General features: G+C 41.0%; 21 protein-coding genes and 1 pseudogene. 18 read left to right on the top strand and 4 right to left on the bottom strand.

Features of this window, described 5'->3' with window-relative positions; genetic code table 11:
• The first annotated feature begins 94 nt into the window (after window positions 1–94).
• Entirely contained in the window at window positions 95–517 is a 423-nt protein-coding gene (locus EJP82_RS15595; RefSeq protein ID WP_211350117.1) for a CPBP family intramembrane glutamic endopeptidase, read from the top strand.
• Window positions 518–549: 32 nt separating this feature from the next.
• Window positions 550–1,959, top strand: coding sequence for an erythromycin esterase family protein (locus EJP82_RS15590; RefSeq protein ID WP_127192986.1), 1,410 nt, complete (start codon window positions 550–552; stop codon window positions 1,957–1,959).
• A gap of 47 nt (window positions 1,960–2,006) precedes the next feature.
• Here EJP82_RS15590 and EJP82_RS15585 read toward each other — a convergent pair whose 3' ends face one another.
• Window positions 2,007–2,699 carry a DUF1129 family protein gene (locus tag EJP82_RS15585; RefSeq protein WP_127192985.1) on the bottom strand — a complete coding sequence of 231 codons (693 nt, stop codon included), beginning with the start codon at window positions 2,697–2,699 and terminating at the stop codon, window positions 2,007–2,009.
• 212 nt (window positions 2,700–2,911) lie between these two features.
• On the opposite strand from EJP82_RS15585, the gene EJP82_RS15580 reads away from it, so the two are divergent.
• Both EJP82_RS15580 and EJP82_RS15575 read left to right on the top strand, forming a co-directional pair.
• Window positions 2,912–3,127, top strand: a complete 216-nt coding sequence (locus tag EJP82_RS15580; protein WP_127192984.1) for a hypothetical protein — start codon at window positions 2,912–2,914, stop codon at window positions 3,125–3,127.
• A 143-nt stretch (window positions 3,128–3,270) separates the two neighbouring features.
• Window positions 3,271–4,041: pseudogene (locus EJP82_RS15575) on the top strand (alpha/beta hydrolase); the annotation flags it as partial.
• Here EJP82_RS15575 and EJP82_RS28870 read toward each other — a convergent pair.
• Window positions 3,993–4,112 carry a hypothetical protein gene (locus tag EJP82_RS28870; protein ID WP_425464350.1) on the bottom strand — a complete coding sequence of 40 codons (120 nt, stop codon included), beginning with the start codon at window positions 4,110–4,112 and terminating at the stop codon, window positions 3,993–3,995. The pseudogene EJP82_RS15575 and the gene EJP82_RS28870 sit on opposite strands and share 49 nt — an antisense overlap.
• A gap of 99 nt (window positions 4,113–4,211) precedes the next feature.
• On the opposite strand from EJP82_RS28870, the gene EJP82_RS15565 reads away from it, so the two are divergent.
• The 5 genes from EJP82_RS15565 (at window position 4,212) to corA (ending at window position 9,176) form a co-directional block, all read left to right on the top strand.
• Window positions 4,212–5,012 (top strand): dioxygenase family protein, encoded by an 801-nt coding sequence (locus EJP82_RS15565; RefSeq protein ID WP_127192981.1) that lies wholly within the window; start codon window positions 4,212–4,214, stop codon window positions 5,010–5,012.
• Window positions 5,013–5,130: 118 nt separating this feature from the next.
• Complete coding sequence (locus EJP82_RS15560; protein ID WP_127192980.1) at window positions 5,131–6,189, top strand: DUF3048 domain-containing protein; 1,059 nt, start codon at window positions 5,131–5,133, stop codon at window positions 6,187–6,189.
• A 195-nt stretch (window positions 6,190–6,384) separates the two neighbouring features.
• Complete coding sequence (locus EJP82_RS15555) at window positions 6,385–6,999, top strand: DUF47 domain-containing protein (protein WP_127192979.1); 615 nt, start codon at window positions 6,385–6,387, stop codon at window positions 6,997–6,999.
• 88 nt (window positions 7,000–7,087) lie between these two features.
• Entirely contained in the window at window positions 7,088–8,077 is a 990-nt protein-coding gene (locus EJP82_RS15550; RefSeq protein WP_127192978.1) for an inorganic phosphate transporter, read from the top strand.
• Window positions 8,078–8,213: 136 nt separating this feature from the next.
• On the top strand, window positions 8,214–9,176 hold the full coding sequence (gene corA, locus EJP82_RS15545; protein WP_127192977.1) for a magnesium/cobalt transporter CorA: 963 nt from the start codon (window positions 8,214–8,216) through the stop codon (window positions 9,174–9,176).
• Between the two features lie 28 nt (window positions 9,177–9,204).
• Here the strand turns inward: corA and EJP82_RS15540 are convergent, their stop codons facing one another.
• Window positions 9,205–9,726 carry a hypothetical protein gene (locus tag EJP82_RS15540; RefSeq protein ID WP_127192976.1) on the bottom strand — a complete coding sequence of 174 codons (522 nt, stop codon included), beginning with the start codon at window positions 9,724–9,726 and terminating at the stop codon, window positions 9,205–9,207.
• A gap of 215 nt (window positions 9,727–9,941) precedes the next feature.
• Between EJP82_RS15540 and EJP82_RS15535 the strand changes: the two genes are divergently transcribed.
• The 5 genes from EJP82_RS15535 (at window position 9,942) to EJP82_RS15515 (ending at window position 15,326) form a co-directional block, all read left to right on the top strand.
• Window positions 9,942–10,232, top strand: coding sequence for a YerC/YecD family TrpR-related protein (locus EJP82_RS15535; RefSeq protein WP_127192975.1), 291 nt, complete (start codon window positions 9,942–9,944; stop codon window positions 10,230–10,232).
• 75 nt (window positions 10,233–10,307) lie between these two features.
• Window positions 10,308–11,084: a sirohydrochlorin chelatase gene (locus EJP82_RS15530; protein ID WP_127193024.1), complete on the top strand. Its 777-nt coding sequence runs from the start codon at window positions 10,308–10,310 to the stop codon at window positions 11,082–11,084.
• Window positions 11,085–11,105: 21 nt separating this feature from the next.
• Complete coding sequence (locus tag EJP82_RS15525; protein WP_127192974.1) at window positions 11,106–11,987, top strand: diacylglycerol kinase; 882 nt, start codon at window positions 11,106–11,108, stop codon at window positions 11,985–11,987.
• A 462-nt stretch (window positions 11,988–12,449) separates the two neighbouring features.
• Window positions 12,450–13,883 (top strand): 23S rRNA (uracil(1939)-C(5))-methyltransferase RlmD, encoded by a 1,434-nt coding sequence (rlmD, locus tag EJP82_RS15520; protein WP_246054183.1) that lies wholly within the window; start codon window positions 12,450–12,452, stop codon window positions 13,881–13,883.
• Window positions 13,884–14,162: 279 nt separating this feature from the next.
• Window positions 14,163–15,326 (top strand): InlB B-repeat-containing protein, encoded by a 1,164-nt coding sequence (locus EJP82_RS15515; protein ID WP_127192972.1) that lies wholly within the window; start codon window positions 14,163–14,165, stop codon window positions 15,324–15,326.
• Window positions 15,327–15,414: 88 nt separating this feature from the next.
• On the opposite strand, the gene EJP82_RS15510 is transcribed toward EJP82_RS15515, so the two are convergent.
• A complete protein-coding gene (locus EJP82_RS15510) occupies window positions 15,415–16,212 on the bottom strand; it encodes a LacI family DNA-binding transcriptional regulator (protein WP_127192971.1) in 798 nt (265 codons plus the stop codon).
• Window positions 16,213–16,279: 67 nt separating this feature from the next.
• Here EJP82_RS15510 and EJP82_RS15505 point away from each other — a divergent pair, with 67 nt between their 5' ends.
• Genes EJP82_RS15505 through EJP82_RS15490 form a run of 4 tightly spaced genes read left to right on the top strand, consistent with a single transcriptional unit; the run spans window position 16,280 to window position 21,626 of the window.
• The gene (locus EJP82_RS15505; RefSeq protein ID WP_127192970.1) at window positions 16,280–17,977 is read left to right on the top strand and encodes a glycoside hydrolase family 13 protein; all 1,698 of its coding nucleotides are present in this window, start codon (window positions 16,280–16,282) and stop codon (window positions 17,975–17,977) included.
• A gap of 13 nt (window positions 17,978–17,990) precedes the next feature.
• Window positions 17,991–19,454, top strand: a complete 1,464-nt coding sequence (locus tag EJP82_RS15500; RefSeq protein WP_127192969.1) for a sugar ABC transporter substrate-binding protein — start codon at window positions 17,991–17,993, stop codon at window positions 19,452–19,454.
• A gap of 10 nt (window positions 19,455–19,464) precedes the next feature.
• Complete coding sequence (locus EJP82_RS15495; RefSeq protein WP_211350116.1) at window positions 19,465–20,793, top strand: carbohydrate ABC transporter permease; 1,329 nt, start codon at window positions 19,465–19,467, stop codon at window positions 20,791–20,793.
• Complete coding sequence (locus tag EJP82_RS15490) at window positions 20,790–21,626, top strand: sugar ABC transporter permease (protein WP_127192968.1); 837 nt, start codon at window positions 20,790–20,792, stop codon at window positions 21,624–21,626. Before EJP82_RS15495 ends, EJP82_RS15490 begins: the two co-directional genes overlap by 4 nt.
• The last annotated feature ends 267 nt before the right edge of the window (window positions 21,627–21,893 follow it).

The raw sequence follows: 21,893 nt of genomic DNA, 5'->3' as shown, positions 1-21,893 counted from the left end.
TTTCTTTGTTTGGCTAGGACTAACAAGACCTATTATACGCAACAAAGTAGAGCTTTTATGGTTGTATATCTGCTTTGTTGTCGTAGGTTGTTTAATGATAATATTCCTTTTGCCTATACTATCGAACTCACCTGAATTAGCAACTTCTCAATTTGCTGCACAAGGTGCCTCAGCAATAATACCTGCAATTATTTACTCTTTCCTACAAACAGGACTCTCAGAAGAAATATTATTTCGTGGATTCATAAACAAACGGCTTTGCTCAAGATTTGGCTTTACCATAGCTAATCTTAGTCAAGCGATTTTATTTGGCTCATTACATGCGATCATGCTGTCTTCCATTAACGGTAGATTTGAAATGAGAATGATCGGTGTTGTTTTACTAACTGGCGGTATAGGCTGGGTTTTGGGATGGATCAGTCAGAAAAAGGCTGGAGGCTCCATCATTCCAGGTTGGTTATTTCATGCCTCGTCTAATTTGTTAATATCACTATTCGCGATGTACAGCCTAGTTTAATAGGGAAAATAGAATAAGGAGTTAATTCGATTATGAAAAGCTATAAGCGATTAAGTATGTTTATGATGACTGTGGTGGCAGGTTTCTCGTTATTACTTGCTCCGGCTAATTCATTTGCTGCCGTGGATCAGAGCCAGACAAATTGGCTTAAGAATAATACTCACGAGATCAAGTCATTGAAGTCAGACGATTTCTCGGACCTAAGTTTTCTCAAGCCGTTGCTCAAAGATAAGACCGTTGTGAGTCTAGGGGAGAACTTCCATCGTGTAGCGGAATACAGTGAGATCAAGACACGCTTGATTAAATATTTACATGAAGAGCTGGATTTTGATGTTATTGCATTTGAATCGGGGATGGGAGATGCGGCGGCTGTTTATGAGAATAGGGATTCTCTCAGCCCCGAGGCCATGATGACCTCATCGATCTTTCCTATCTGGCATTCAGAAGAAACACTGGAGCTATTCGATTATATCAAGCAACAAGGAAAAGGTGATAAGCCACTTTACTTGGCGGGATATGATATGCAGTTTACAAGTTCCTATTTGACCCAATTTATTGCCGGAGGAATCGCTAAGCTTGACCTTGATAAAGGGAAGAACTTTTTGCAGTTTGAACTCCAAGCGATGACCGACTTTTACGAAGTTCTTAACAAATATGGGATGGGTAGTAAGGATCCGGCTTACAGAACGGAAATGCAAAAGGTGATCGATACGTATGAGCCTCAGTATCAAGAAGTGATCAAGTTTATTGAGGAGCATAGAGCAGAGCTAACAGAAAAGTTGGCAGCCATTTATCCTGATCAACCACTTATCTGTGATATCTACCTGAAATCTTTAAGTGATCATGTTGATTTTTTGAAAAGCGGACTTAATGACGTGACGAATGCATACTCCTCACGCGACCAACTGATGGCGGATAATCTAGACTGGGTGATGAAGACACTATATCCGGGGAAAAAAGTCATTCTGTGGGCACATAACGATCATCTCGCCAAGATTACCTCGGGCATTCGGGTTAAGGAAGATGGCAACTGGATATATAGTTTTACAAGTATGGGGCAGTTGCTCCATCAGAAGCTGCAGGACAAAATGTATGTGATCGGGTTATACATGAACCAAGGTGAGTCTGTCACGATTTCTTCGTACAAACCATTTACTATTCAGCCAGCGACGAAGGGGAGTCTTGAACAGTTGGTTATGCAGAGCGGATATACCAATACCTTCATTGATTTTACCCAGCAAAAGGTGAAGAATGATGAAAATGCTTGGATATTCAGGCATATCTACGCTTCTGAAGACGGTTTAACGGCGGAAGAGGTTCGGCCTAATGTAATGAGATTTATTCCAAATCAGCAATACGACGGGGTTATTGTAGTTGATAAGGTGAAAGCACCAACTCCGATAGATTATTCTAAAGTGAAGTTCGGAATAGAAACCGAATAAGCACAAAAAAAGCCCATACGACATGTTAACGTCGTATAGGCTTTTTGCTATTTGCCTCGGCGAGCAAAGATGAGAATATGCCCGAGAACTCCTATGATAAATACGATGAGGCTATCCCAAGGGGACACAGTGAAGGATGGCATGACTTGATCAAGCATAAGGCCAACTGCAACTAGAAGAACTGCCGCACCAATATATATTCCTAAGGCTTTAAGATCAAATTTCCTAGCAGATAAGTTCTTCTCTTTCTCATCCTCTGCCGGCACTGATCCAAGGAAACGTGTAACGGCTTCGATTAAAATGATCGATATTACAGCAACAAGTAAAAGAAAGGACGTATTAATCTGCGTATACTCGAGCTCTCCTCCAAACCATTTACCCATAAATCCTGTAATCATATAAATAAAGAATACCCAAGTTAGCGCCACCCATGGAATCATGGTGTAGTATTTAATCTTATCCTTCAGAGTGCGTGGCTTCCGCATTAACACGTCCTCGACAAGCTGACTACTATAAACAGAAGCGTCGTTTCCGAAGACATCTTGGGCTGAAATACCCTTCTGCTGATTATTGACGATTTGTTTGGCTAATCCCCGTAAAATTTCTGCGCTTTTGGTTTCCGTTAATGTAGTGGAGTCGGAACTAATATACCTTACCACCTCGTTAAAATATTTCTTGTTAGCTGGATTCATTTGTTGTGTTAATTTCTTTGATTCGTCCTTCATTTCATGTATGTTCAAGAACTTTCTCCCCTTCTGGACTGATTGGTGATGTTCTGATCTAAAACCCCTATAAGTGAAGATGGATTACAGATTTTCTGAAGTAGTATACTTCATGCTTCGACAACTTCGCAAGAGTTCCCTCTATACGTAATAACCCGGAGAATAAAATGAGCCGATATCTCTAAGACTAAATAAGGTATTTATAACCTGATAAGTGGAGGCTAAACATCGTGATGAACAATGAATCGGAACTCACCCGGCGCTATTTGCTGAATAGTCATTCTAGAGGCAGTCTGGAGGAAGTTGTATCAGAGGAAGATTCTTTGGAGTTTGAAGATGAAGTAGGGCATCCCTCGGGCACAGTGCAATGGAGTAATTCACAATTTATGAAACAATGGGAAGGAAGAGAAACGACACAGTCGTATTTTCTTGAGTCATATGATTAATATGAATGCATTGGCGTACCTAACATGAACTGATTGACACTTCCCCTACTGCGATGTTAAGATAAGTTTTATAATTCACATTAAACTTATCGGATTAATATTATATAGTGTCCTGCATCGCGGGAGTGGGGGAGGCAAATGGGATGGAACGTCAAATTGTTATTCATCATGGGAATGAGGAAATTGTAGCAAGTATCCATTATCCATCGCAAAATGTTAAGCAGGAAGGACGATGCAAGGAACGTGTTCCGCTTGTAGTTATATGTCATGGCTTTGTAGGCAATCGGTTAGGTGTGGATCGACTCTTCTTGAAGACAGCGCGTGAGCTTGCTACCGACGGATTCCTGGTTGTTAGATTTGATTATATAGGCTGCGGCGAGAGCAGTGGTGATTACGGAAGAGAAGGCATAGATTCCTTGATCGCTCAGACTCGGGCTGTTCTGGATTATGGTCTTAGTGTCGGCGATATTGACCCAACCCGTGTAACTTTAATCGGTCATAGTCTCGGAGGAGCGATTGCAATTCTGACGGCAGTACGAGACCGACGCGTGAAAAATTTGGTTCTATGGTCCGCTGTTGGTTATCCATTTAATGATATTGTTAAAATAACCGGCCGCAAAGTGTATGACGCATCTGTTAAACATGGTAGCGCTGACTATCTTGGATATAGTTTCACCCCTACTTTCTTCGATTCGTTAGGTACTTATCAACCATTTCAAGAGGCGATAAAATTTACCGGAGACGTACTGGTCGTTCATGGTTCTTCCGATGACGATATTCCTGTAGATTACGGCTTCTTGTACCAAAAAGTATTCTGGACTCGTTCAGAGGGCCGTTGTGATAAGGAGATTATCTTTCAAGGAAATCATACGTACTCGAATGGCGAACACCAGAAACAATTATTGCAGAAGACGAAGAATTGGCTAGGGGGTCTAGAATCCATCCAGAGTGATTGGCAGAATTGGATGATCTGACAAAAAATCATGATCATAACGCAGATCTTCCGTATGCTACATCTGGTAAATCGCTTCCTATCGGGATACAATGGGAGTATAACCAATTTGGCTTAGGGAGGTTTGCTCAGATGACTCAGCCTGCACTTTTTATTGCACATGGATCTCCGACCCTGGCTATCGAAAACAATACGTACACTACATTTCTAGGACAATTGGGACAAGAGATCCTGAGGAAACCGCGCGCAGTTGTGATTTTCTCAGCACATTGGGATTCTCCAGTACAATATGTCACAGAGGATGCTAGTCATGAGACACTACATGATTTCTACGGATTTCCTGATGAAATGTACGATATTAACTATCCTGTCCAAGGTGACCCCGAATTAAGTAAAGAGATTAGCTCTATCTTTAAGAGTAACAATTTACCTTATGCTATGTCCTCAGGAAGAGGGCTTGATCATGGGGCTTGGGTTGTACTTAGAGCTATGTATCCAGACGGGGACGTACCGGTGGTGTCGCTATCTGTAGATTCCAAACGTTCGCCCGAAGAACAATATGCGATAGGGAAGATGTTGTCCGGGCTTAGAGAACAAAATGTGTTGGTCATAGGGAGCGGCGGTTTGGTTCATAACTTACGTCTACTCGGTGAGGTGAACGCACGTCCAGCGACTTGGGCTGTAGAATTCGATGATTGGATTGGAGAGCAACTGGTGAACTGGGATTTGCGCTCTCTAATGCAATACGAGAAGAGAGCCCCTCACATTCGTGAAGCTGTGCCTGCTTATGCTAATGAGCATTTGGTTCCACTCCTATATGCTATGGGGGCGGGGGATACTGACCGCACTGCCCGTAAGCTATTCCAAGACTACCAGTATGGTAGCCTAAGCTTGAATTGTTGGATATTCGGCGGAAGAGATAATGATATCTGATTAGATATCATGAGTTTTGTAATGATAATGTAAACTCCACAACATCCTTGTCTTTCCGAAAGGGTGTTTTTTGTCGTATACTGAAAGAAAAATATGGAATTATGGAGGAATTATAATATTGAATTTTACTAAACATGCTGTTCCCCTGATCCTGTTTCTTTGTCTCCTCGTCATTCCCGCATGCGGATCGCCGAAGGAAGAGGTACCTGATACTTCGACTCCACTTGCAACGGAGGATATACAAGAGGAGCTGATACCAACCCCAGCAAAGCCAGCCTACATAGCCCCACTGACCGGACTTCCGCTAGAGGAACCGGTAGTTCGTCGTCCAATAGCAGTCATGATTAATAATGCACCAGCTGCCCGCCCACAATCGGGTCTTGGTGGAGCGGATATCGTATATGAAGTATTGGCGGAAGGTGGAGTCACCCGATTAATCGCTATCTACCAGGGGAAAGAGGAAGTCACACGGATTGGACCTATACGCAGTATTCGGCCTTATATGATCGATTTAGGTGAGAGTTATCACGGAGTCCTTGTTCATGCTGGTGCGAGTAATGATGCATATGCAATTCTGCAAAGACAGCATAAAGATGATCTAGATGAAATTTCGAATGCGGGCGCTTATTTCTGGCGTGACAAGACCCGTAAGGCCCCGCATAATTTATACTCTAATTTGGAGAAACTGATGGAAGGCGCCGCTAAGCGGAATTATGCAGTTGAAGATACTGAGGTTCCTAGTTATACATTCCGCGAAGAAGATGATCCTGGGCAAGGAAATCCTGCAAATAAGGTAGAGATCAAATTCCTCTTAGAGAATTACCGAGTTGCCTACGAATACGATCCCGAGACTAAGCTGTACAATCGATTCGTAAATGGTGAACTACATAAGGATCTGGATACAGGTGAGGGGATAACGACAACGAATGTGGTTGTTATGGGAGCAGATCATAAGGTTCTTGATGATGTAGGAAGGCTTAGTGTCGATCTTGAACTGGGTGGAGAGGCACTATTGTTCCAACATGGCAAAGTTATTGAGGGAAGTTGGATCCGTAAGTCGAATGATGTTATTCGTTTTGTAAAAGATAATATAGAAGTTCCCTTCTATCCTGGAACGACATTTTTCAACATTGTACCGAATAGTCCGGATTTTAGCAGTCATATCGAAGTTCAGTAAATGAAATACAAGGAATATATGGGATATATTATTTATTTATACGGTTAATTGCTCCGATTATTGGGATATATAGGTAGACTAACGTGACATGTTTGCGACAGGATTCCCTAGAGATATGGAGTTGTGTTAAGATAATCAAGGTTATGTTAACGTAGTGTAAATAAACAAACATACTATAGGAATAGGAGATTTCAAATGCGAGTGAAAAAGAAGGATATCTTTTTTCAAACGTTGGAGAACATGGCTGATACAATCGTGCATTCAGCAGATTATTTTGCCCAGCAGGTATTAGAGTTTAAAAACGTGGAAGAGTTTGCCAAGAAGATGAAAGAATTTGAGTCTGCTTGTGATGAGCATACTCATACGATTATCGTCGAACTAAACAAAACGTTTATTACGCCAATCGAACGAGATGACATCATGAATCTGACTACGACGTTAGATGATGTGATTGATGGCCTGGAGGCAACTACATCCCGTTTCTTTATGTATCACCTTAATGAACCGGATGAGCATATTATTAAATTTGCTGAAATTTTGCGCATCTCTGCGTATGAAATTCAAAAGGCAATTCATTTGCTGTCTCAGAAGAAGCTACTTGCTATCCGTGAGCATACGATTCGCCTCAATGATCTAGAGAATCAAGGAGATGAGTTGCTACGCATTTGTATTAAGGAATTGTTTGCAAAAGTAACAGATCCTATTGAATTAATTAAGAAAAAAGAAATTTATGAGCGTCTTGAGATGACAACGGATGCATGTGAGCATGTTGCGAATATGTTGGAATCCATTATCATGCGCAATTCTTAATAATAACTTCGGTTACAATCGATATTCGGGAGGTTGGAATTGCGCGGATAAAATATAGAGAGAGAAATTCATCTGTGCAAAAATAGATATGGACACGAGTATACTAATTATATTAATTGTTATCGTGCTGGCGCTCGCTTTTGATTTTATTAATGGATTTCATGATACGGCTAACGCAATCGCAACGGCTGTTTCAACACGGGCATTGAAACCCCGTACAGCAATAATGATGGCGGCAGTAATGAACTTTCTTGGTGCAATGATGTTTACTGGTGTTGCGAAGACGATCGGGGGCAGTGTTGCGAACCCTGCCAATCTGGACAACGGGCTGCAGGTTCTGATTGCGACGCTAATCGCGGCAATTATCTGGAATCTTGCCACGTGGTGGTTTGGGATTCCATCTTCCTCATCGCACGCTTTGATAGGAGCTTTGGCTGGGGCAGTGTATGTTGGAGCTGGTCCTGACAAGTTGAACTGGAGTGGATTTACAACAATTATACAAGGATTACTCCTTTCTCCGCTGCTTGCTTTTGCCATCGGATATATTGTTATGATGATATTGAAGTGGATTTTTGCTAAGCGTAGCCCGCATTCCGTAAATAAAGGTTTTCGTACCATGCAGATTATGACGGCAGCATTGCAATCATTTACGCACGGAACGAACGACGCACAGAAAGCGATGGGGATTATTACCTTTGCTTTGGTAACTGCGAAGTATCAGGATAATATGGATGTTCCTCTTTGGGTTAAAATATCGGCTGCAACTGCTATGGCGCTAGGTACTTCTATCGGTGGTTGGAAGATTATTAAGACCATGGGAACAAAGATATTTAAGATCGAACCAATTAATGGATTTGCGGCAGATATTTCTGCGGCATCGGTTATTTTTGGCGCAACACTGATTCAATTACCAGTAAGTACAACACATGCAATTACTTCTTCTATACTAGGTGTAGGTTCAGCGAAGCGTTTCTCGGCTGTAAAATGGTCTCTCGCCGGCAGAATTGTGATCGCATGGGTGATAACAATTCCGATTGTGTTCATACTTGCCGGAATCATCTACAAACTATTGTTCTAGCAGAAGTAAGAAGGCCAATTCAATGAGGATTGGCTTTTTTTGGTGTGTCTAGATAAAATGGGGTAATGAGGATGACAAGTATCATTGGCTCAATCTAGATAGATATAATGTTTGCTGGAATACAGGGGGCGCGAAATTGATTCGGATATTAGGGGTTACGCATGATCATAAAGTAGAGTCAGACATTGCACTTGAGCAAATAAAAAATTCAGCTAAATACAAATGGAGTTGGATTGACTTCAATGAACCAACACCAGAGGAATCTGAACAACTTAGCACTTTTTTCCAATTCCATCCACTCGCAATCGAGGATTGCCTCATGGTATTGCAGAGACCTAAAGTGGACTATTACGAAGAATATCAGTTTTTGGTGCTACATGCTTTAGATCCAGATAAGCTAGCAACGGTAGAGGTCAATCTATTTATCGGTAGTACATACTTGGTATCTTTTCACCATCATTCTTTAACAGAAATTGATGAGGTCTGGGAGGCCATGGAGAAACGGTCCCATGACCGAAAGAACTGGGCGCGTGACCCGTTTGCTGCGGCCTATATGGTGATCGACAAATTAGTTGATCAGTATTTCCCTAGTGTATATTCGATTGAGGACGAGCTGGATGACTTGGAGAAAAAAGGGGCTTCTGAGTCGGTTGAAGTGCTGATGAATCAAGTGTTTGATTTGCGGGGAAGGTTGCTCAAATTACGAAGAACCATCGTACCGATGCGGGATATGATGTATCGGATTCTCAATTCCCAACATATTCAGGGGGAGAAGGAACATCGTGCTTATTTCGCTGATATTTACGATCATTTGCTTAAACTGTCTGAGATGATCGAGAGCGATCGAGAAATGACTGCTGATCTGCGAGATTCTTACATATCGCTCAACTCTAATCGCATGAATGGTATCATGAAGACGTTAACTGTAATTACCACGGTATTTATGCCCCTTACTTTAATTGCGGGTATCTACGGTATGAATTTTCAGAATATGCCAGAGCTTGGTTGGCGTTACGGTTATGCAACGGTGCTCCTAATAATGGCATTATTAGGAGCTTGGATGATTCTATGGTTCAAGAAGCGCGGCTGGTTTAAGTAAGCTAAGAATGAAAGAAGACGCCCCCGTTTTACCGGCGGCGTTTCTTAGATTTGGTGCGACTGGCTGCGGAGCCGGAGCTTGAGCGGCGGCGAGCACTTCCTTTTTTACCTTTTTTTCTACGGCGGCCAGGTTTGAATTCATCGATCCCATCAGCACCTGCACCTTTTAGTTTCCCACCCTTGCCACCTGGTAGGAGGCCTGCGACCATTTTGGCCATAGGAGCGAATTGCTGAAAGGTTTGCATCATTTTCTGTACTTTACCCATCGTGGCCAAGATTCCTTCGATACCACCAAGTCGGTCAACGATACCTTTTATATCGCCGAGATTGGGGATGGATAAACCACCAGTAGCTGTTTTCGCAATTCCCGCTCCTGCAGCGGCTCCACCGAAGGTATTGCCCCCGACAGATGGCGAGGTATAGGGAGTAAGAGCTGAAGATTCCGCCGTGAGTGACAGATCTGATTCATACGGATTGATTCCCGGGTAATATTGCGAGTATGGGTATGAGGAGGGCGTTGCACTTCGCCGGGGAGTATTATAATGTGGCATAGGATCACATTCCTTTTCCTTGATATAGGCATTTGATTACTATACTGTATGTGCCCGGAGCTTATGGCGTATGGACGAATGTCCCGACTTTTATGGGCAAATGCGGATTTTAACGTTCTTTCTGTAATGCGTGAAACCGTTAATGCTTGAAAAGGAGGACGTTACTCGGGTACAATGAAGGTGTGTTCACAGTAACGGTAGGGGATGATTATTCAGTGCAACTCAAGAAATTAAATGATAAGAGTATTGATCAATTATTTGAAGCGATTCTTACTTTGAAAGACATCGAGGAATGTTATGTATTTTTCGACGATCTATGCACGGTAAATGAAATTCAATCGCTCTCTCAAAGGTTGGAAGTAGCCCGTATGCTTGGCAAAGGGAATACGTACAATCAGATAGAAGCAGAGACCGGGGCTAGTACAGCAACGATCTCTCGGGTGAAGCGCTGCCTCAACTATGGCAACGACGGATACAAGATGGCCTTAGACCGCTTGGATCGTTAAGTTATGAAGCCGGTGACGAACAGTGAGCCGTTGGAAGCGATGGCGAATCGTGGGTCGGCTATAACGGAGAATAAGATGTCTATTCCAGGTGTATTAGTGATTAGTCATGGCTCTCCTGACATAGAGTGGGTAACCTCGGTCGATTCTGCTGTAGCTGAAGCTGTGGCAGAATTACCGGGGGGCATACCGATTGAGACTTCCTTTCTTGAAATTGTGGAAGGACGTCTTATTCAGGATGGAATCGATCGATTGGAATCACAGGGCGTTACAGACCTCATCGTTATTCCCCTGTTTGTATCTTCAGGGAGCACACATATTGATGAGATTGCTTATGCGTTCGGCATGAAGAACACGCCGGAGAAGGAGACTGATTTGCAACATTTTCGTCTCTCCGCCCGCGTGTTGTTTGGTGAGCCTATAGATGATGACCCAGTAATTGCTGAGATGATCTGGGATAAGGTTAAGTTTCTATCTCGTAATCCCGCACAAGAGGTACTGCTTCTAGTTGGTCATGGTAGTAAACATGATGGTTTCTTACAGCGTTGGGAGCAGGGTATTTCCTCGCTTTCTACACGAGTGGCAGAGCTTAGTGGATTGGCTTATTCAGATTATGCACTACTTAATCCCGACAGTGTACGGAGTAAAGTGATATACTGGCAGGAGAATCATGGTTGTGAGGTTATTATTGCACCGCTATTTTTAAGTGCTGGTTATTTCACAAAGACGGCGATACCTTCACGCCTTAGTGGATTACAATATATTTATTCAGGGGAAGCATTGCTACCGCACCATTTATTGTCCCGCTGGATATTACATCAAATATTAAATATAATGAGATCAATGAAATTATGAAAAACGGGTGGCGTTCATGGAATGAAAAAAGCTAGGTTGATCTATAATCCAACCTCTGGACGGGAGGAAATGCGGCGGTTGCTCCCAGACGTACTGGAGCGGCTTGACAGGGCTGGTATTGAGACGACTTGTCATGCAACGACAGGTGAAGGTGACGCAACACTTGCGGCTGCTGACGCTGTCAGCAGGGGCTATGATATTATTATAGCTGCGGGCGGAGACGGCACATTAAATGAAGTTGTTAACGGGATGGCCGGGAAGAGCCATTTGCCGCCGCTCGGCGTGTTCCCACTAGGAACAACGAACGATTTTGCCAGAGCTATGGGTATTCCGAAGCGTTGGGAGGATTACTGCGATTTAGTAATTGAGAATAAGACGAGGCCGATTGATATCGGTAAGGCAAACGATCGTTATTTTATCAATATCGCGGGTGGAGGTTCTTTGACGGAATTGACCTATGAGGTACCTAGCCGTCTTAAGACATTGATTGGCCAACTAGCTTATTACATGAAGGGCATCGAGAAGATGGCGAGTCTGTCACCAACGAAATTAATTATTAACGCTGATGGCTATGAAGTATTGGAAGGCGAGTTTATGCTCTTCCTGATTGCGAATAGTAATTCGGTTGGTGGCTTTGAGAAGCTAGCTCCAGAAGCACGGATCGATGACGGACTGCTTGATGTTATTGCAGTCAAGAAATGTAACCTACCGGAGTTTATCCGACTCGTATCGATGGCACTACGCGGTGATCATTTCAATGATCCTCACGTTGTCTATCTCAAGACGAAGCGGATGGAGGTAACCTCACCAGGCCATGTATTGCTTAACCTTGATGGAGAATTGGGCGGTGAGCTACCTGGAGTCTTCGAGATTCTGCCACAGCACCTACGGATTTTTGCTTAAGTGAAGAAGAGAAGAACTAGTGGCTAAGCTAAGTAGCGAAGAGGTTTAGATGTATAAAGTACAGTTATTCTTCTAGAATTCAGTGAAACCAGTGAAATAGATGCAAAAATACAGTTATATCTCCCATATTATGAAATTAAGAGTTACCTTGGACTGATTAAGTGTAGGTTATGCAGTTAAAATATTGGTCAGTGGAAACTAGCGGATAATAGATGTATAAAATACACTTAAAGTAATGGAATTCTGATTAGAATCAATAATCCCCTGCCAGTACCGGCGGGGGATTTGTGCGGATATAAGTGGACAAGTATCGTAAGATGTTTATATATAATTTTTTAGGAAAGAAGTGAAGCATTCGTCATGACAAGTCACCGGAACGAACGGACAGGAAGCGGAAAAGGCTCGAATAGCGGAGGACAAACTAACCGCGGGGGCAAAAGGGGTGGGAGAGCAGGGAGAGCTATGAATACTCCTGCCGAAACGCAGATCGCCGGCTTACCGGTTGCGAAAAATGATGAAGTGGTTATTGAGATCATTGGCATGAACCATGACGGCGAAGGAGTAGGCCGAGTTGATGGCTACACGCTTTTTGTTCAGGGAGGAGCTTTGCCGGGGGAGCAAGTCCGGGTTAAAGTTCTAAAGATAAAGAAGCAATATGGATATGCTAAGTTACTAGAAGTGGTAGAAGCGAGCCCTGACCGAGTCGCTGCACCTTGTTTAATCTATGATAAATGTGGCGGTTGTCAACTCCAGCACTTGAGCTACGAAGGTCAGCTTGCCTGGAAACGGCAGCATGTTGTGGATGCATTGGAACGAATCGGTAAACTGAATGTGACTGACGAAGAGAGCTCCAATCGTGGTATCGTCGTTCTTCCAACGCTGGGTATGTCTGAGCCTTGGCGTTATCGTAATAAGGCGCAGGTGCCTATTGGCGTTACCGAAGGTGGTTTGGTCGGTGGATTTTATGCCCGAGGTAGCCATCGCATCATAGATATGGAGACTTGTCTCATTCAGCATGAGAGCAACGATGATGTGGTTGCTAGGGTCAAGGCTATCGGTCGCCGCGTTGGCATTACCGCCTACAATGAAGAAACAGGACAAGGCCTATTGCGTCACGTCGTCGTTAAGGTTGGCTTCCGTACGGGGGAGATGATGCTCGTCCTTGTCACCAATGGGAATAAAATTCCACGTGAGAATGAGTGGATCAATGCAATTCGGGAAGAGATTCCTGCGGTTGTGAGCGTCTGCCAGAACGTGAATACGCGACAAACTAACGTTATTTTTGGCGATGTTACCCGTGTTCTTTGGGGAAAAGACGTGATCTACGACTACATTGGTGACGTTAAGTTCGCTATCTCGGCTCGTTCTTTCTATCAAGTGAATCCTGTTCAGACAGAAGTGCTCTATGGGAAAACTGTTGAGTATGCAGGGCTAACAGGAGCAGAGACTGTGATCGATGCTTATTGTGGAATCGGTACGATCTCTTTATTCTTAGGGCAGCATGCCAAGCAAGTGTACGGTGTCGAGATCGTCAAAGAAGCCATCGAAGATGCTCGCGCTAATGCGGAGCTCAACAACATGCAGCATGTAACATTTGAAGTAGGAGCATCCGAGGACGTCATCCCTCGCTGGAAAGAGCAAGGGATAGAGGCCGATGTCATCGTCGTCGACCCACCTCGCAAAGGCTGCGACCCACGTCTCTTGGAGACGATTCTCGAAATGAAGCCAGAGCGTGTTGTGTATGTATCGTGTAATCCTGCCACTTTAGCGAGGGATTTGCGAGTGTTGGAGGATGGCGGATACAGAACGGTAGAGGTACAGCCGGTGGACATGTTCCCGCATACGGTGCATGTGGAGTCGGTGGCTTTGTTGGTGAGGAATGGTACAGATCGTTAAGATTGCAGTGGTGGATAGGTTTTGGGAGTACTTCTTTTTCTAGCTGTATGCCCAGTCGTAATACTTTCATCATGTTCGTTCTGATCATGATGAGCGATTATAGAATAATTCCTGAGTGCGGGGTTACCGCGAAGTTGATGGTTGGAATTGACATATAACAACGGGCATAGTAAAATCTGCTTAAACAGTTAAGCAACAATGAATAGGCGTCTTTTGCTTAGACGCTCTTTATTTTAATTTCTGCTTAACCGGTTAATCAATTTGTGGGGGGTAAAATTTATGAGAAAAAGCAGAGCAATATTTATGGTATTATTATCTATTTTCGTAAGTGTTTTTTTACTGACTGCTTGTGGGAAATCAGACTCAACTATGGAACCTGGTGTATCAAACAACACGGATAGTTCAAAGGAAACGATAGAGAAGACTCTATATACAGTAACTTTTTATGATATGGATGGAAATACGGAATTATCGAAAGAAGAAGTTAAGGAGAGTGAATCAGCAAAAGAATATACCCCGCAGAAAGATAACTATATATTTATGGGCTGGTATGGAACACCTTCTTTAACCCACAAATATGACTTTAGCACACCAGTGACTGCTGATACGAAAATCTTTGCAGGCTTTTTAGAAGAAAAAGAAGATACAAGGAGTTTTGCTGTTGTGGGAAGTGGTAAGAGTCCGATACTAGTCACCTCCAACTGGGGAACTGTAATTGATGACAGTCACATTCTAACCAAGGAAGCTATTGAAAACGTTTACTCCATTAGTATCGATTTGTATGAAGGTGACGAATTTCAGTTAGCGACTAATACTTCATGGTATAACCAAAGGGGAGCTGGCTATTTAACAACGACAAGTCAGGATGGAATTGAATACTTTTCAGGCGCTGGCAGTAATTATCAATCCAATGAAGCCAAAAGGGCGAATATTAAATCCCTTAAATCTGGTAACTATACACTTAAGTTAACTACATATCCTGGTGCTGATGTCTATGATACTGAGAATAGCAATTACACCGATGAAACGAAAGAAAATTTTAATTCAAACCCTTATGACACCATAGAGTGGGTATATAACGGTGAACCAAAGGACGCAATCGCAGATGTTACAACCTCATACTATATTAAGAGTTCCATTACAACGAATTGGAATGATGTTTATGAGGATAAATACAGATTCAAAGAAATAGATGGACTGCCTGCTTTAACAATTGAGTTAGCAGAGAAAGAAGAATTTTTATTTACTTCCACAGTCAAAACCGGAGACACAGAAAATGTAGGAAATGAGTATGTAAAATTCAGTAATATTAAGGACAAAAATTCACTGGAATTTGTTGAGGGCAGTGTCAGTGACAATATTATCGCAAAAGCGGCGGGAGTGTATACCTTTACCTATAACCCGGAAACGAAAGAACTGACACTAACCTTTAAGGTAAAATAAAAAAATTAAAAGAAAACAGGCTGCCGTATATTCTACTAAAGGCAAAAAGGCTGCCACATATTTTTACGGCAGCCTTCTGCAAAAATGATTATACAAATTGGGTGTGTTCCATATCAGGAATGCGATTTATAGCTAAGTCTATGCAATGATATACCCTGTCCATTTTCGAATGTAAGTCATATGGAATATAGCAGGAATTTTCATTTTCTGCCATAAGATCATTCAGAGCATTTTGATTATATACGTAATTTTGATTAGTAATCTCTGAAAAATCCTTTAAGTCCTTTACAAACTTTACTTCACGGAAAGTGTTGCAGATAAACGATTTTAATAGCTCATTGTTTGGAGTTAAACATATATAGATATAATTATCAACTCCAAAATGTTTATCAGCATTTTTCTTTAGAAGCTTATAATCGCTGCAAACTTGAAAAAACCAGGGAATATCAATTAAGCAGTCAACGGCAATTACAGGAACAAGATTTTTATCCCCGATACGAAGGAAAAAATCAAGTGTGGTATCAAAACATAAAATGGCATCCACATGATTTAATTTATCAATTTCCTTATTGTCTTGGATAATCAAATGATATCCGTAATGAGTCGAAACCTCAGATAATGTCTCAATCAAAAGTAATTGCTCGGAACGTTTTAACAGAGAAGTCTCAGTCATCATATAAAGAGCGATACTATAAGTTTTGTTCGTAGACAGGGACCTCGCTGAGGAATTTGGTGTATAGTCCAACAGATTGACTATTTGCATGACCTTTCTCTTTGTTTCTTCGCTGATCCGTTGATCCGTGCGGTTGTTAATAACATATGAAACTGTGGCTACTGAGACACCAGCTTGCTTAGCAATGTCCCTAATTGTAATTTTTTTATCCATGACTTAGTTATATACTTTATTTGCATTTTTGTGAATATATAAAAATCACATCAAAGGAATGAATACTATGAATAAACAAGCAATACTACATATACCTGAGTCCAAATACTGCTATCCCATAAATCAGAATGCAATAATATTACGTTTACGTATGGATAAAGAAGATGATATAGACCGAATTGAGGTGGTATATGGTGGTAAATACAAGTACTACCTGGAACAAAAAACTGCAGTAATGGAACAAAAATATAAGGATAATCTATTTAAATATTACGAAATAGAGCTTGAGTTGGAAGATGTAAGACTAACCTATGTGTTTCGAATCTGGAAGGGTCAGGAATGCTACTATTTTTCAGAAGATGGACTAACTTCCACCTATGATTTTAAATTGTCCTATTATAATTGCTTTCAGATGCCTTATATAAACCTTAATGATATTCATGAAGTTGTAGAATGGACGCGGAGCGCAGTATTTTATCAGATATTTATTGACCGTTTTAATCAAGGGTTAGTAGATAAAAATACAGATTATATCAATTTGGGATGGGGCGGAGTGCCAGACCCCAAGAGCTTTACAGGCGGAGATATTCCGGGTATTACACAAAAGTTAGATTATCTAAAAGACCTTGGGGTAAATGGTATCTACTTAACTCCTGTATTCGAGTCAATTTCTAACCACAAATATGATACATACAATTATAAAAAAATTGACTCGCATTTTGGAACAAATGAGGATTTCTATACACTGGTCAACGAGGCCCATAAACGAGGTATTAAGATTGTATTGGATGCGGTATTCAATCACTGTAGTAATCTGCTGCCACAATTTCAGGATGTACTTATAAAAGGAAAAGAATCAAAGTATTTTAATTGGTTTATGATTGAGGGCGACAAAATTGATACCGAAAACATCAATTATGAGGTATTTGCTTATTGTGAATATATGCCGAAGTTTAATACCAGTAACCCCGAAGTACAACAATTTCTACTGGATATAGCTCTCTTCTGGATCAAGGAATATGATATTGACGGTTGGCGCTTGGATGTATCTGATGAGGTTTCTCATCACTTTTGGAGAAAGTTAAGAGAAGCAGTTAAGAAAGTTAAGCCAGAGTGTGTAATTATCGGGGAAAATTGGCATGATGCCAATGCATTTTTACAGGGAGATCAGTATGACAGTATCATGAACTATGCCTTTACCAAAGCCTGCCTAGATTATTATGCTTTCCAGACTGTTAACGCACAGGGGTTTGCTGAAAAGTTAAATCATTTGTTAATGAGAAATAGCGGGCAGGTTAATGCTATGATGCTGAATCTTCTGGATTCCCACGATACGGACCGTTTTTTTACCTCTGTAAATAAAAATAAGGACCGCTTACTTTCAGCCATTGCTGTCATGTGTACGTATATGGGGGCACCTTGTATTTATTATGGAACGGAATTATCACTTGAGGGTGGATATGATCCGGATAATAGAAGGTGTTTCGATTGGGAGGAATCCCACTGGGATATTCCATTTATGGAGATTCTAAAGAATCTGTTGTCATTAAAACAAAAGCCTGTATTCCAGAAGGGAGATATACGTATTTCCTATGATGAGAATCTATGCTATATCATTCGAACCTTTGAAAACAGTGAAATTAATTTAATTCTGAATCAATCTGGAAAAACAGTAGGAATCAGCCAAACTGGAACAATACTAGCTCAAAATAAATTGCTGGAATGTAACTTATTAACGGATGGATTTGTAATTTATCAAAATTGAGGAGTGGATGATTATGAAGAGATTTCTTTGCCTTGTACTGGTGGCTTTATTAAGTTTTGGACAATTGACTGGTTGTACATCAACAGACACCTTGGATGAGAAGGATACGTCTGCTGAGGAAAGTGCATTAAAATCAATTTACAATGGCGAGTTAGAAAGAAGTGTTACACTTCGTGTCCTTGAAAATGATACTGCCATCCAACAGGGATACTTTAATCAATTAATTGACGCTTTTAATGAAAAATATAAGGAGTATGGAATTGTTGCAGTGGATGCCAATATGGATGAACGCAGTAATTTGGCAGATGACGGACCTTATGGGTATGGACCGGATGTATTGTATCAGGCGAATGATTCCATTATGAAATATGTAAAGGGCAAACATATTTATCCAATCCCTGCGGAGTCTTTGGAGTACTTTTCCCAGATTCCAGACAATGCATGGGATGCATATAAGTCTGAGGTAGATGGCAAATCCTATTATATGGGTGTTCCTGTAAATGTTCAGACCTCCATGTTATTTTATCGTAAGGATATGCTTCCTAATGACTGGGAAACAAATTGGGATGACAATAAGAATAAGGTACCGGACATGGTAGAAAACTGGAATGCTCTGTATAAATATTCAAAGTCAATCGTTGAATCAGGTACTGGAAAATATGGTTATATGCGGTCATTATTTGATGTATATTTTTCTTCCGGCTTCCTTTTCTCCTATGGAGGTTATATCTTTGGAGATCATAATACTAACCCAAAAGAAGTGGGATTATCTGCTGGTAATGCAGAGGTTGGAGCAAATGTGTTGTTAAAGCTTGCTTCTGTAATGAATGAAGAGTGCATAGACGATTCCATAACAGTAAATGGCTATAGCAAAATTGCAGATGGTACTTATTTTGCCACTATGACAACACCGGATGTTTATACCTTATTTATTAAAGAACTGGCATTGGAATATGAAAAGCAAGGTAAGAGTAAGGAGGAGGCCAAAGCATTAGCTGAAGAAAATCTGGTTGTAGCCGGACTTCCTATGCTACCTGCAAGTGGTGATTTAACGGAAGAAAATCCAGAATTAATACCTCAAAAGGCTATGGGCGGTATAAATGGATATGCTATCAGTGCTTATACTAAAGCACCTAATGCGAGCCTTGCTTTTGTCGAATTTGCCACAAGTTATGAGATGATTATGAAGAGACAGGAGTTGCTTGGAAGTATACCTGCACGTTCCGATGCTGCTAAAGCAGTGGGAGGAGTCTCGGAAATTGTATTTAATAACTTAAATGAAGGTAATATTGTAGTCATGCCATCCGTTACTGAAATGGTACAGGTGTGGTCACCGACAGAGACCTTCTTTGCTGATTTGGCAAAAGACGCCTTCCGTACATCCGATAAAAAATATACTTCTACAGAAAAGATAAAGAGTGGGCTAAAGGTTGTAGATCAGCAAATCCTTGATGCCATCCACACACTTTCTAATTAGAGGTGTCTATATGAATATGTTTAGCCAAAAAATAGAGAAACTAATTTTTTTTAAAAAAAATGCAGGCAAAAATGTGAAAGCGAGTATATGTGTTATGGGCCTGGGACAGTTAATGTATGGTCAAATTGGAAAGGGTATGCTATACCTTACCATCCTTGCCTGTGGAGTTCTCTATTTGATATCTCGGGGGTTTACTGACTTTGTAGGTTTTTTCACATTAGGAACTAAGGAAAAGGATGCATGGTTTGGAATTGAAGGAGATAACTCCGTTGTTATGCTGCTTATGGGTATTCTTTTCATAGCGGCAATTATTCTATTTATTAGCTGCTACCTTTCAAATGTTCGAGATGCATATGAAACTCAAGTTGTGGTGGAGAAGGGAGGGAAGCCAAGAACCTTCTCTGAAGATGTGAGAAAGTTACTGGATGATAAATTCTACAAGGTAACACTGTCTCTACCGATTATAGGTGTATTTGTATTCAGTATATTGCCTATTGTATTTATGATTGCGGTTGCATTTACGAATTATGGCGGTAATATTGTTCCTCCCAAACTGGTCGATTGGGTGGGTTTCAACAATTTTATACAGATTGCAACCCTTTCACAATTTGCGCCAACCTTTGGAAAGATTCTTAACTGGAACCTGCTTTGGGCGGTATCCTCTACTTTTTTGAATTATTTTGCAGGACTTGGTCTCGCCCTGCTTCTTAATAAAAAGTGTGTAAGAGGTACGATTATATGGAGGGCATTTCCTATCCTAGCCTACGCAGTGCCTGGATTTATTACCTTGCTTGGTTTCCGCTTTATGTTTTCTTATGGTGGGCCTGTTAACCAAATGATAATAGATATGGGGTATAAAGCCATTGGCTTTTTGGATATCGATGCTAAATGGATGGCAAGGCTTATTGGCTTATCGGTCAACGCATGGATTACAGTACCCTCTATTATGCTATTAACCACAGGTATATTAACAAACCTTGATATGGACCAGTTAGAGGCGGCTAGAATTGACGGTGCAAAACGGTGGAAGCAATTCACAAAAATTGTATTACCTTTTGTTTTGTTTTCGACGACTCCGGTATTGATTGGTCAGTTTATAGGAAACTTTAATAATTTCGGTATCTTTTTCTTCCTCCGTGGCGGATTGTATATGGATGGCTATTTCTTAGCTAGTGATACGGACCTGCTAATTAACTGGCTCTTTAATTTATCCATTAATAACAACTATTATAATATCGGTGCGGCAATCAGTTTAGTCATATTCCTGATCACCTCATTGATTTCACTGTTGGTTTATGTTAAATCGCCATCTTATAAAGAGGAGGATGTTTTCCGATGAAAAAAAACAAATTTCTTCATGCGGCAGATAGCGTTATTACACATTCCACACTTATTGTAGTTTCATTGATTTTCCTCTTTCCTTGTCTTTGGTTGATTTTAGCATCTTTCAGTAAATCAGGATCCATCTACACATATGAGGGCTTTTTCCCCAGTGAATATAGTCTGGATACCTTTAAAACCTTATTTACGGATACCGCCATGTATAATTATCCCCAGTGGTTTATGAATACGTTGCAAATTGCGGTATTCAGCAGTTTGATTGGTACTTTTCTTGTTATATTAACGGCATATACCATGTCTAGGTTCCAATTCAAGAGCAGGAAGAAGATCATGAAAGGTACTCTGATACTTGGCATGTTTCCTTCCTTTATGGGAATGATCGCTGTATATATTATCATGACACAATTCGGACTAATTAATAATTTATGGGGTGTCATCCTAATTTACAGTTCCAGCGCCCCGATGGGCTATTTAACCCAAAAAGGTTTTTTTGATACGGTTCCTTACTCTATTGATGAAGCAGCTAAAATTGACGGGGCAACTAATTTTCAGATATTTCAAAAAATCCATCTGCCATTGTCCCAGCCTATGATCGTTTATACCGCACTTACAAGTTTTACCTTCCCATGGAGTGACTTTATATTGCCAAAGCTATTATTAAAGGAAAAAAATCTCTATACAGTAGCGGTAGGTCTGATGAGCCTTGGCGAAACTGAATTTTCAAGATTTGCAGCAGGCGCCGTCTTTATAGCAGTACCTATTGTTATTTTATACTTCATACTGATTCGTTATATGATAAGTGGTATGACAGCCGGTGCAGTGAAGGGATAAGAAAATAGCCATCAAAGGTGTTTTATTACGAATTTGATGATATTTAAACTTGAGATAATTTATTTTACTGTTTAAGCGAATACTGTCACATCAAAGTTTGTCCAATTTAAGCACTCCACACATGTGGAGTCGGTGGCTTTGTTGGTTTATAAGGGTTTGTGATTAGATAGAGGATTGGGGACGTGGTTTATTCACGTCCCTATTTTAGTTGCGATTGGAATTTTATGGATGCATTGCATCTGATCCAAGTCAATTATGTTACTACTT

Origin of the sequence: Paenibacillus anaericanus (genome assembly GCF_003994475.1) — a bacterium.
GTDB lineage: Bacteria > Bacillota > Bacilli > Paenibacillales > Paenibacillaceae > Fontibacillus > Fontibacillus anaericanus.
This window is presented reverse-complemented; position numbering and strand designations above follow the sequence as displayed.